This window comes from Paenibacillus thiaminolyticus (assembly GCF_003591545.1).
Classification (GTDB): Bacteria; Bacillota; Bacilli; order Paenibacillales; family Paenibacillaceae; genus Paenibacillus_B; species Paenibacillus_B thiaminolyticus_A.
Window position 1 is genome coordinate 153,948 of record NZ_QYZD01000012.1, and the last position, 11,152, is coordinate 165,099.

The 11,152-nt window shown below is 54.5% G+C and carries 11 protein-coding genes and 1 pseudogene; 9 read left to right on the forward strand and 3 right to left on the reverse strand.

What is annotated here, in order from left to right:
* Nucleotides 1-9: 9 nt before the first annotated feature.
* A complete protein-coding gene (locus DQX05_RS15045) occupies nucleotides 10-213 on the forward strand; it encodes an MFS transporter (RefSeq protein ID WP_259392009.1) in 204 nt (67 codons plus the stop codon).
* On the opposite strand, the gene DQX05_RS33175 is transcribed toward DQX05_RS15045, so the two are convergent.
* Both DQX05_RS33175 and DQX05_RS33180 read right to left on the reverse strand, forming a co-directional pair.
* Complete coding sequence (locus DQX05_RS33175; RefSeq protein WP_397335502.1) at nucleotides 199-393, reverse strand: AraC family transcriptional regulator; 195 nt, start codon at nucleotides 391-393, stop codon at nucleotides 199-201. The genes DQX05_RS15045 and DQX05_RS33175 overlap by 15 nt on opposite strands.
* Nucleotides 394-430: 37 nt before the next feature.
* A complete protein-coding gene (locus DQX05_RS33180; RefSeq protein WP_119794382.1) occupies nucleotides 431-841 on the reverse strand; it encodes an AraC family ligand binding domain-containing protein in 411 nt (136 codons plus the stop codon).
* A gap of 267 nt (nucleotides 842-1,108) precedes the next feature.
* Here DQX05_RS33180 and DQX05_RS15060 point away from each other — a divergent pair, with 267 nt between their 5' ends.
* Nucleotides 1,109-2,752 (forward strand): hydroxysqualene dehydroxylase, encoded by a 1,644-nt coding sequence (locus tag DQX05_RS15060; RefSeq protein ID WP_119794383.1) that lies wholly within the window; start codon nucleotides 1,109-1,111, stop codon nucleotides 2,750-2,752.
* Nucleotides 2,753-2,807: 55 nt separating this feature from the next.
* Nucleotides 2,808-4,070: a sensor histidine kinase gene (locus tag DQX05_RS15065; RefSeq protein WP_182914765.1), complete on the forward strand. Its 1,263-nt coding sequence runs from the start codon at nucleotides 2,808-2,810 to the stop codon at nucleotides 4,068-4,070.
* A gap of 172 nt (nucleotides 4,071-4,242) precedes the next feature.
* On the opposite strand, the gene DQX05_RS15070 is transcribed toward DQX05_RS15065, so the two are convergent.
* Nucleotides 4,243-6,417: a HelD family protein gene (locus DQX05_RS15070; RefSeq protein ID WP_119794384.1), complete on the reverse strand. Its 2,175-nt coding sequence runs from the start codon at nucleotides 6,415-6,417 to the stop codon at nucleotides 4,243-4,245.
* Between the two features lie 347 nt (nucleotides 6,418-6,764).
* Here DQX05_RS15070 and DQX05_RS15075 point away from each other — a divergent pair, with 347 nt between their 5' ends.
* From DQX05_RS15075 to DQX05_RS15100, 6 genes and pseudogenes are all read left to right on the forward strand, one after another.
* Nucleotides 6,765-7,364 (forward strand): hypothetical protein, encoded by a 600-nt coding sequence (locus tag DQX05_RS15075; RefSeq protein WP_119794385.1) that lies wholly within the window; start codon nucleotides 6,765-6,767, stop codon nucleotides 7,362-7,364.
* Nucleotides 7,361-8,758, forward strand: a complete 1,398-nt coding sequence (locus DQX05_RS15080; RefSeq protein WP_119794386.1) for a contractile injection system protein, VgrG/Pvc8 family — start codon at nucleotides 7,361-7,363, stop codon at nucleotides 8,756-8,758. The genes DQX05_RS15075 and DQX05_RS15080 overlap by 4 nt, the downstream gene beginning before the upstream one ends.
* Nucleotides 8,755-9,405: a hypothetical protein gene (locus DQX05_RS15085; RefSeq protein WP_119794387.1), complete on the forward strand. Its 651-nt coding sequence runs from the start codon at nucleotides 8,755-8,757 to the stop codon at nucleotides 9,403-9,405. The genes DQX05_RS15080 and DQX05_RS15085 overlap by 4 nt, the downstream gene beginning before the upstream one ends.
* Nucleotide 9,406: 1 nt before the next feature.
* Nucleotides 9,407-9,940: a hypothetical protein gene (locus DQX05_RS15090; protein ID WP_119794388.1), complete on the forward strand. Its 534-nt coding sequence runs from the start codon at nucleotides 9,407-9,409 to the stop codon at nucleotides 9,938-9,940.
* A 23-nt stretch (nucleotides 9,941-9,963) separates the two neighbouring features.
* Nucleotides 9,964-10,395: a DUF4280 domain-containing protein gene (locus tag DQX05_RS15095; RefSeq protein ID WP_259392010.1), complete on the forward strand. Its 432-nt coding sequence runs from the start codon at nucleotides 9,964-9,966 to the stop codon at nucleotides 10,393-10,395.
* Nucleotides 10,396-10,413: 18 nt separating this feature from the next.
* Nucleotides 10,414-11,152, forward strand: a pseudogene (locus DQX05_RS15100) (contractile injection system protein, VgrG/Pvc8 family); the annotation flags it as partial.

Genomic DNA, 11,152 nt, shown 5'->3' on the forward strand with positions numbered 1-11,152 from the left:
CTACTTTACTTGCTGGGAGCAGGGGCTTCTAATTTAGGCAATGTGATTTCGGGGCTGGCATTCTTATTTTTAGCCTATGAGATGACGGAATCAAGTATTTATACGACGGGTGTTGCCTTTTCACAAGTTTTGCCGTATCTTTTTTTCGGCTTAATTGGAGGCGTGATTGCGGATTGGGTGAACAAAAAAAGAATATTGTTAGCCGATCTTTAATACGGTTATATTTGTGTTTATCAGCATGTCTTGGCTGCGAATGACTCGATAAATTTGTAGCCATGAGTATGGAGATATCCCGACAATTTCCTTAAAATAGGGAGCAAATTGAAATTTACTGAAGTATGAAAGATCCGCCATTTCATCTAACGTCCATGGGTGCTGAAAATTTTCTTTCATGGCCTGAATCGTTTTATAGAGTTGTGGATGAATCGTTTTATAAGCCTGCAAGTGGATATCGTGTGATTGTGTATTGACTAAAACTATGTTCTAAAAAAAGTCCCATGGATTCTGAATTTTCGTCTTCTTCAAGCTGCACATAGTCCAACACAAATTGAACCCATTTCGTCAACGAAGGGTGGCTTTGTGTACAGAAAGCAAATTGAACATCAAAGTGAAGAGACGATATCGCTCTGGCTGCCCGGTTTAAAAAAGATGGTTCTATTTCAATTAGAAACTTGGTGTTCTCCAAAGCTAATTGTTTATGTTCATCATGTGGATTCAACAATAGAAATTGCTGCTCATTAAGAGAAATCAGGTTCCTATTCGTTTGATAGGTCATCGATCCATTTGTGGAATATATAAATTTATAACAGATTGACCTCCTGCTTGAATAAAAAAAGTCCATTCGCCGTCTCCAGTACTACTTTCTTTGCGCTCACCGAATGGCCTCCTTTCGATCATGCGTTTTACAAAAAATTATACCATATGGGAATCCTAAGAAGTTGCCGGCAATTCCATCTTTTATCTATGGCGGCCGGATGGCGTGCAAGGCGTTGCACGCTATTTTTTTGCATGAGAATGTGGAAATATGTTGAAAAATAAGCTTTCTATAGTAAGATGATATTAGTTGTTTTTCCTAAACTTCATAGAGAACAGGAGTGCAGGCGCCGAGATGGTAGCATCAGTACATCCTTCAGTTGTCGTGCTGGGCGGCGGGATCGCCGGCATGAGTGCCGCGCAGGAGCTGATGGAGCGCGGATTTCACGTTACGGTATTGGAGTCGCGTCGCATTCCCGGAGGGAAGGCGCGCAGCATGCCCGTGCCGGGAACGGGAACAGAGGGACGCCGGGATTTGCCGGCTGAACACGGATTCCGCTTCTTCCCCAAGTTCTACAAGCATGTCACGGACACGATGAAGCGCATCCCTTATCAGGGGGGGCGCCGCAGCGTCTATGATAACCTCATCGAAGGAACGAATCTGGGACTTGCGTTTTTCGACCGGCCAATGCAGCCTTTTCTGACCGAATTCCCCCATTCCATCAGCGGATGGAGAACTTTACTCAAATCTCTCTTCAGGAACAATCTCAGACTCAGCGAGCATGATATCGACCACTATGTGTCTGCGCTATGGAAGGTGTTGACCAGCTGTGACGAGCGCAGATTGCTCGATTATCAACGTGTCTCCTGGTGGGATTTCCTGCAGGCGGAGAAGCAGTCCCCGGAATTCCGGCACATCTTTACCGGCTTGACGCGCATTCTGGTCGCAGCGAGATCCAGAGAAGTAAACGCTTGCACCGTCGGCACAGTCGGAGCGACGGTTATGCTGGACATGGTGCTGCCGGGAGGCAGTGCCGATCGGCTCTTGAACGGGCCGACGAATGATGTATGGATTACCCCGTGGCTGGACTATTTGCGTCAGGGGGGCGTCGATTACCGCTTCGGCGCCCAGGTGGAGCATATTCACTGCGAAGACAGCAGGATCCAGGGAGTCACGGTCACCGAGAACGGCCAGTCCAGACGGGTGAGCGCGGATTATTACATTGCCGCGCTGCCGGTGGAAGTGATGGCCGGACTGCTGAATGAAGGGCTGCTTGCCGGCGATCCGCTTCTGGGCGGATTAATCGAGCTGGCCACGCATGTGGAATGGATGAACGGTGTCCAATTCTATCTCAAGGAAGATGTTCCGATCATTCACGGCCATGTCATCTACATGGACAGCCCTTGGGCGCTGACCTCGGTCTCGCAGGCCCAGTTCTGGCCCGAATTCAGGTTAAGCGATTATGGAAACGGTCAGGTGCGGGGGATTATCTCGATCGATGTGTCCGATTGGAAGGTCCCGGGCATCCTGTACGGGAAGCCGGCGATGGAATGCACGCGGGAGGAGATCAAGGCCGAGGTGTGGGAACAGATCAAGCGCAGTCTGAATCAGGACAAGATCGTGCTGTCCGACAATATGCTCGTGGAGTGGAATCTGGATGAAGACATTCAATTTGAAGAAGGGCGGGCGACCAATGCAGAGCCGCTGCTCGTGAACCACGTGAACACCTGGAATCTGCGGCCGAACGCCTACACGGCGATTCCGAATTTGTTCCTGGCCTCCGACTATGTCCGGACGAATACGGATCTGGCTACGATGGAAAGCGCGAACGAAGCCGCCCGCCGGGCCGTCAACTGCGTTTTGGAGCGCGCCGGCTCCGATGCGCCCCCCTGCAAAATATGGGACATGTATGACTACCCGATTCTGTCGGCTTGGCGTTCCAACGATCGAGCCCGCTTCCACAAAGGCTTGCCCTGGAACGGGAAAATAATCGGTTAAGTCGCTTTCGCGTGTACGGCGAATGGCTAATACGTTCGGAAAGGAACGGTTAACTGTGATCGATTCGATACTATCCCAGGAATTCAAGGGACTGCTGTATATTATGTCCGCCTGTCTGATGTTTTTGCTGATCACGCCGCAGTTCATGTTCGCCAATTACCGGAGAAAGATGCTGTTTATCGGCATCCTTCTGGTGCTTACGTATTTCTATATTCGCTATGAAAAGATACATCCGTTCGTGTACGGCATTCATCTGACGCCGATCTCGCTGACGCTGGCGGCGCTGTTCGAAGGTTTTTTGCCCGGGATCGTCACCTGGCTTGCCTTCAATGTGATCACCGTACTGCTGCTGGGCGAGAATGTGCTGGCGACCGCTGTCGGCTCGACGCTGCTGCTCGTTATGGGCCTTTTTTTCCATTACCGGCATATGCTTCAGAGCACCTATTGGCAGATTTGCCTGTTGGCCGTTACGTTGACGACGACCTATTTGCTCGGGTATTTGCTGTGCTTCACCCAGTGGCAGCACCTGACCGGCATCGATGCGGGAGTGGCCGTCGTCGGCACGTATTTGTCGGCGATGTACGTCAGCTATATTTATCATCATGTCAAAAACCAGGAAAAAATGCGGGAGGAGCTGTTCCGTGCCGAGAAGTACCAGGTCGTGGGCCAACTGGCCGCTTCCATCTCCCATGAGATTCGCAACCCCCTCACCACATCCCAAGGCTTTCTCCAACTGATGACGAAGGAGAATCTCACCCCCGAGCAATTCGAGAACTATCACCGCCATGCCGTAGCGGGAATCGAGCAGGCAAATGCAATCATCACCGATTATCTGAACTATGCCAAGCCTGTCGTCGAGCTGGCGCGGCCGCTTCACGTTCAAAAGGAAGTGGATGATGTCGTCGCCATGATCGCGCCGCTGTGCGCCTTGTCCGAGGTGAAGGTGAACACCCAGCATCTGACCAAATGTCCGCGCTACGTGTCGGGGGAGTCGAAGAAGCTGCAGCAATGTCTGTTGAACATTATGAAGAACGCCGTCGAATCGATGCCAAGCGGCGGCGAACTGACCGTGACGACATGGTCCGATAACGAAGGCGTCCATATCCATATCAAGGATACCGGGGTCGGCATGAGCGAGAATCAGATCAAGCGCATCGGCATGCCGTTCTACACGACGAAGGAGAAGGGGACCGGCTTGGGCCTGATGGTCGTCATCGGATTGATGAAGGCGATGAACGGCAAGGTATCCTACTACAGCCGGCCGGAGAAAGGGACGACCTGCGTGCTGCAGTTCAAACAGGTGCGGCTGTTCCGGTAGCCGCTGATTATGCCTGGATTCCCCTTGAGTGTATGCCCGGAAAGAATGGTCTTGTTCATAATTAACGCCTCCGTAATTCTGGCTTGCCTCTGATTAGACTGAAAAATGCTGTAACAAAAAAGGGCCGCCCCGATGAGAGAATCTGCCTTCTTTCGGGACGGCCTTTTGCTACTTACGAATGCTCGTGCACGGTCCATTCATCATCCGACTGCGGGAGCAGCGGGCTGATGGCGCCGTCTACGCATAGGGTCAGTTGATGAAGCGCGCGCGTGCAGCCGACATACATCAGCCGCGCTTCCAGCGGGCTCATGCCGTAATGCGTGTCATTGGCATGGAGCAGAATGACGGCGTCGAACTCTAGCCCTTTCGACAGATAGACCGGAAGGACCGAGATGCCGCCCGAATATTGCTGCTGCCGGCCGTCGATGAGATGCGCTTCGGCGCCCAGCGCTCGCAGCCGCTCATGCCATTCGCGCGCTTCCTCTGTCGTGCGGGTCAGAATCGCCGTCGTCTGATAGCCCTGCTCCCGGTGGCGCTCCAGTTCGCTGGCGACCCAGGAAGCGGCCTGCTCAGGGGCTTCCTGGCGTATGCGGACCTTGTTCCCGCTGCGGAATACCGGCTCGGCGAGCATGGTCGTCTTCACGCCGCGCTTCAGGATCGCGTTGGCGAAGTGGATAATCTCCATCGTCGAACGGTAGCTTCGCGTCAAGGCGTGATATGCTGTCTCTTCGCCGGCGAAGGCGTCGCGCATCTCCTGCCAGTCTTCGATGCCAGCATAGGCATGAATGCCTTGCGACAGGTCGCCCAATATCGTGAACGAGTGGCTCTTCGCGAGCCGATCGAGCAGGGCGACTTGAAGCGGGGAGAAGTCCTGCGCTTCGTCGATGACGACGTGATCGAACCGCTGGGCGGAAGCTACGCCATGAAGCAGCAGGTGCAGATAGGCAAGCGTGGCCACATCCTCCTGCTTCACGATGCCGCGCTTCAAGCTCGCCAATGTCTGCTTCCTAACGGATACCGGGAGGTGCCCGGCATAGGCATCGTCCTGCAACAGCTGCTTGTAGACTTCCATGACCTCGGCTTTGGACCAGCGCTTCAGATACGATTTCAATTTGGCGGAGCCTTTGCGCTTCTTCTCCTGCAGGCGGGACTTGCTCAGCTCCTGCTTCAGCTCCATCTCCAGCCAGCGCTGCATGCGGGCGGCCACGCGCTCCAGTCGCTTGGCCGGCTCATACGAGCGGTATTCCTGCTGGAACCAGTGCGCGATCGTCGCGTGCGGCAGCAAGCTGCCGTCCCAAGGGACGAAATCTTCTTCCGGTATCGCACGCTCCACCCAATGCTGGACGAACTCATCCAGCAGCCGCATCCATTCCAGCGAGCCCTTGAAGCGTCCCGGGCTGCCGCTGCTGTCGAGCGGCCGCTCCGCGAGGGAGCCGTACCATTGCTCGATCTCGTCCATCGGCGAGGCGAGCTGTACTCGCTCCTCCAGCCCGGTCAGCTCCAGCGCCCAATCGGCGAAGGTGCGCTGCTGGATGTTGCCGACGCCCAGCTCGGGCAGCACTTCCCCGATATAGTCAAGGAACATGCGGTTCGGCGCAAAAATAATCATGCGCTCGGCATGGATTTGATCTTGATATTGATAGAGCAAGTAGGCGAGGCGATGCAGGGCGACGGTCGTCTTGCCGCTGCCGGCGACCCCTTGTATGAATAGCGCCTTGTTCTTCGGCGCGCGGATGATCGCATCCTGCTCGGATTGGATGGTCGAGACAATGTCGCGCAGCTTGTTGTCCTTGTTCTCCCCTAAGCGATAGACGAGGAATTCGTCTGTCACGCTCTCCTCTCCCTGCTCGCGGTCGAACGTATCAACCACCCTCAGCAGCTGCTCATTGCGGATCACGAGGTTCCGCTTCAAGTGGACCTCCGCTGTCAGCGTCCCCTCCGGCGCGTCGTAGGCGGCGGGCTCCAATCCGCCCGTGAAGGAGTAGAACAGGCTGGCGACGGGAGCGCGCCAATCGATGACGAGCGGGTAAGGATCCGCGCCCGGCTTGGAGGCTTGCTGCTCCCGCCTCTCGCTGGCATCGACCCCTTGCTTCCCGATGTAGAGCGGGATCACCTGTTCATGGTGTCCTTCCTGGACATCGAGGCGGCCGAAATACGGCTCTCTCGACGCCCGCTGCAGACGCTGCCGGCGCTGCTCGCGAGCATCTTCCAACACTTGCTCGGTAAAATCATCTCCCGTATAGACGGGAATTTGCCGCAGTGCTTCATACTGCTTCCGGATATCCCGGAGTGTCGCATCAAGATGGTGCTGCTCTTCTTGATAGGCACTTTGAAACGTGTCAGTCACTTTCAGTTACCTCCTAAGAATGATGGTATTGCTGGAAAATGGGAACCTAGCATACCATACGCTAGGAGCAAAAGCAATGACAGAAGGAATGCTTCCGAAGCGGCAGAGGGATCGGCTCCGCGGATGCCCACCGGTCTCTTAGCGATGACGGGATCTGAAGCAAGAGGAGAAATATTGTGTGGGAATATATGGTTGTAATTCGACATATTTTGCTATCATCTGCCTATAATTCGGTGCAATAGACCTGTGGAGAAGACTCATTGACGCCTGATAGGCATTTTTTTATGATGTAGACAAAAAACGGGATCTTCGGGCTGTTTTATTCGAGGGAAGGGATGGTGAGTGGAATGGAATTTATGGATGAGAAAATTCAGGCGCTGCTGAACGAAGCGGAGAAAGCGAAGCAGCCGCACGATATTCGTACGGGACCGGTACGGGTTGGAAAGCGCTACTACACGTTCGAGGAGCAACCGTTCTTCGACGGCAAGCTGACGATGTATATCCCGCAGGAGTTTACGGATATGCCGGAGCAAGTGCGGAAAGTGAAATACCCGTATGAAGCGCGTCCGCCGATCGTGAAAGCCGATGAGACGGGCAGTATCGCGTTCACCTTAAACCGGATTGACCACGACCTGCAGGAGGAATGGGTCGAGGAATTAACCAGCGGCATGAGAGCCGGCATCCGGCGGACGAACCCGGCGCATCTGTTCTTTACTGACGGGACGGAAGAGGCGAACGGCAAGAAGGTTGGGTATTTCGAATTCAAGAGCTCCGCATTGGACGGATTTATGTATCAGCTTTTCTTTTTCTTCGTCTTCCACGGCAAAACCGGGATGGGGACCTTCAGTTGCCGCTATGCAGATTACGAGCTGTGGAGGGACATCGCGTTCCAAGTCATGCGAACCGTACACGTGTTGCCGCTGGATGAGGGAGAGGAGCAAGAATGAGCCAGAAGCAGACGGTTTATACAAGTGCCAACGTTGTCATTGCCCCTTACCACTTTGAACGGCTGCTCGACTTGAGTCTGATCAAGCAACTGAACGAGCACGTCAAGTTGTCCGTAAGCGGGGTTGTACCGGAAGAGAAGCTCGATCAATACGTCGATGAGGCCGATGATCAAGAGCAGCTGGAAGTGTATGTGCAAGACGGCGAACGCAAAATCGTCTTGTTTCAAGGCGTCGTTACCCACATGGCCGTACAGGCGAACCGCAACGTGCGCACGTTAACGATCGAGGCCACAAGCGCCACCATCTTGATGGACCTTCGGAAAAAGAACCGCTCTTTTCAAAACACCGGTGTGGCTTACCGCGATCTGTTCGCGCAACTGACCAAGGCTTATGCGAACGGCGATGTCATCGATGGGGCTTCCGGGGGCAAAAGCATCGGAGAGTTTATCGTGCAGTACCAGGAAACCGACTGGCAGTTCGCCAAGCGGCTCGCTTCCCATTTTCACGCTCCGCTCACGCCGATAGGCGCGCATAAGGGGCCGCACTATTATGTAGGGCTCCCCGATGTGGGCGAGCCGCTCAAGCTGGACGAATATAATTATACCATTCGCAAGAATCTGAAGGACACCAGGCTGTCGGGAGCGGACGGCGAGAGCGGTATCTGCTATGAAGTGACAAGCCACAAGCTGATGGAGCTCGGCTTCCCTGTCGCGTTCCGGCAGCGGACGCTCTTTGTGGCGCGCGCGGAGACGAAGCTCGAAGGCGGCATTCTGGTCAGCCATTACGAGCTGCGGGAAAAGGAAGGCGTAAGCTGCCTCACCACCTACGCGCATGCCTTATCAGGGGCTTCCCTGTTCGGCAAGGTGCTGGACGTGTCCAAGGACCAAGTGAAGGTAAGCCTGCATATCGACAGCGGACACGATGCCGGGGCCATGTGGTTTCCCTACTCGACCGTCTATTCTTCCCCGGACGGAAGCGGCTGGTATTGCATGCCGGAAGCCGGCGACGAGGTTCGGCTCTATTTTCCTGATGAGCGGGAACCTAACGCATTTGCTGCAAGCTCGGTCGACTTGGCTTCCTCCGACCCGGTGAAGCGCAGCGACCCGTCGGTCAAAAGCATCAGTACCAAATACGGCAAGCAAGTCGTATTCCAACCGGGGGCGATTGAAATTATCGGCAACGGCAATCTGCTGATGCGCCTGACGGATGACGGCGGTATTGAGATTAACAGCGACAAAAAAATCGTGCTGTCCGCCGAGGATGACATCGAAATTACCGGAGGAGCGCGCATCTTGCTGCAAGGTGAAGCCGGGATCGACTTGAAGCAAGCGGACGCGAATTTGAACATTGCCGACCACGTTACGTTAAGCGGCGGAAAGGTCAATATCGAATGATCCGGGTGATGAGCAAAGAGGAAGCGCTGCAAGACTTGCTGGAGCTGCATGTGTTCGACCGCTGGCAGTCCGATCTCCCGGAGATCGACGAACGGTATCGGCAGGAGAAGGAGCACATCGAATGCCGTTTTCTGGAGGCCTTTGAAGCGGTATGCAAGCAAGCCGGTAAGCTGCAGGAAGAAGGGCGCAAGGGGAGCATTCATTACGTGTACATCTCCTTTTTGCGGACAAGCATCATGGCGAACACGGCTCAATATCGTATCGACGCCTACGACGCTAATTGGTTTCTCGATTTAGAGGAATGCGCGTCTTTATGGTCTGCTGATTTTATTTTCGCCCCGCTGTTCCGCCGGATGGGGGAGTTGGAGGAGAAGCGCAAAGCGTATGCAAGAAAGATCACCCCGATGGATATCGAGAAGATCAAGCTGATCGAAGCCTATAAGTACCACCTGTTAACGGTGGAATGGATACGAGGCTTCGTCCCGTCGCTCATCGAAAATGAGACTTACCGCCAGATGGACAAGTCTGCGAAGCTGCAATTATTCGTCGGCGAATATAAGGATCAATGTGAGCTGCTGTATGAAACACCTGGCGGAGGGGACGGTGGGAGAGCCGTAGAAGCGACTAACGATGGGGCGGTACAGTAACATGGACTATTTTTGGTTGAAGCAAGATGATCGTCATACGGACGTGCCGGTGCTGGAGCAGGTGCGAAGCAAAGTCGACAGGAGAGACATTCGGTGGGGGAGCGCGCACAAGATTCCAGACCCGATTGTGTTCTACGTGACGGCGGGGCCGGAGAGCGAGTTCCTCGATGTGATGGACCGGCAGCTGTATCTCGTGTCAGAGGAGCTGAAACGACTGCTTGCGATATATGAGCCGGATGCATGGTTCATATTTACGCCGCTGCTCGACCTGAAAGGGCAGCGGCAGAAACGCTATTTCCTTCCGATCTTGCCGGAGGATATGGTACTCAGTCCGAGCAGCGAATGGTCTCCCGACAAAAGGTTCGTCAACAAGCCGGTGTTATGGGGAGAGAAGCTGCAGGGCAAAAAGATCGTCCGCGTCCAAGAAAGCGACGCGCCTCTTGTGGCGGTTCGTCTGGACGTGGCGGAGAGCATCTTGCGCCGGGGCTTTACAGGAGTACGGCTGGAGAAAGCGATTGTGGAATATAGCAGTTAATCAGATGGGATAGGGGGGGATTCATGTTGGATGATATGGAGATGACGATGCCGGAAGGCGACAAGACTCCGCCGAGGTATGTGGTCAGAGGGGCGCGCATGCAATGCATCTGCGGCAGCAACCCCCGGCGGATCAACTTGCCAAGGAGCCACGGGTCGTTCGTCAACGGTAAGCCGATGATGAATGAGACGGATTGTAAGCCGCTTGAGAATATCCCGCATTTTGGAGCCTGTCAAGGAGAACGCAATCCAAGCGGAGAAACCGTGTATTTTATTGCCGAGAACGGCGACACGATCACGGGTAAACCGTGTATGCCCGAATTTTTGGAGACGTGGGTCTATGCGAAGGAGAACACGAAAGTGGAAGGCCAGCCTGCGCTGACGACCGATTCCTTACTCGTGTGCAACTGGGGCGGTGTGATTTACTTTCTAAGCGACGGGCAGCATGACGAGTAATCCAAGCGGAGGCTGACGATGATGATAGGTTTCGATCAAATCCGGATTCAATCGCCGTATCGGCTGCAACGAATCAGGGATGTGCGGCTTGCATGGAAGCCGAACGAGCACGGACGGCTTGTCGTACGGGGCTATGTCGAGGACAGCGACCATGTGAAAGCGGTCTTGGGCGCTTCGTCGCACGACGAAATTCATTTGTACGAGAAACAGGGACAAAGCGAGACCGCGATTTTTAAAGGTTCGGTCACTGACGTTCGGATAACCCATACGAACGGGGTCTACGCGATTCAAATGGAGGGAACGTCATGCAGCCATCTGATGGACTTGAAGCGCAAGCGCCGTTCCTTCCAGGATGCGGGGATGACCTATGCCCAACTCGTGGGAGACATCATTCAGACATATCCCGGCTACGATGTCATCCATTACGCGGGCGAATCGACGAGCATCGGGGAGCCGGTCTTCCAATACGACGAGACGGACTGGGAGCTGTTGACACGGCTCGCCAGCCATTTTCATGCCGTTCTCGTGTGTGATATATTAGAGGCAAAACCAAGATTTTCATTCGGGATGCCAGAAGGAAGAAGCCACGAGCTGCCCGACGATCTCCCGTACATCGCCCGCCGGGACTTGGCGGCATTCCAACGGGCGGGCGGCTACGAAGCCGGTCTGCATCCGGCGGATTTCTACCATTGCGAGATTGAGAGCGGAGCGCGTTACGCGATCGGGGACGATGTGATGTTCCGCAACAAGCGGCTTG

Bases quoted from the DNA above. Each gene is read 5' to 3' on its own strand.
- DQX05_RS15090 (WP_119794388.1), top strand. From the start codon at position 9,407: ATGGACTATTTTTGGTTGAAGCAAGATGATCGTCATACGGACGTGCCG.
- DQX05_RS15060 (WP_119794383.1), top strand. From the start codon at position 1,109: ATGGTAGCATCAGTACATCCTTCAGTTGTCGTGCTGGGCGGCGGGATC.
- DQX05_RS15085 (WP_119794387.1), top strand. From the start codon at position 8,755: ATGATCCGGGTGATGAGCAAAGAGGAAGCGCTGCAAGACTTGCTGGAG.
- DQX05_RS15095 (WP_259392010.1), top strand. From the start codon at position 9,964: ATGTTGGATGATATGGAGATGACGATGCCGGAAGGCGACAAGACTCCG.
- DQX05_RS15075 (WP_119794385.1), top strand. From the start codon at position 6,765: ATGGAATTTATGGATGAGAAAATTCAGGCGCTGCTGAACGAAGCGGAG.
- DQX05_RS15080 (WP_119794386.1), top strand. From the start codon at position 7,361: ATGAGCCAGAAGCAGACGGTTTATACAAGTGCCAACGTTGTCATTGCC.
- DQX05_RS33180 (WP_119794382.1), bottom strand. From the start codon at position 841: ATGGACTTTTTTTATTCAAGCAGGAGGTCAATCTGTTATAAATTTATA.
- DQX05_RS33175 (WP_397335502.1), bottom strand. From the start codon at position 393: ATGAAAGAAAATTTTCAGCACCCATGGACGTTAGATGAAATGGCGGAT.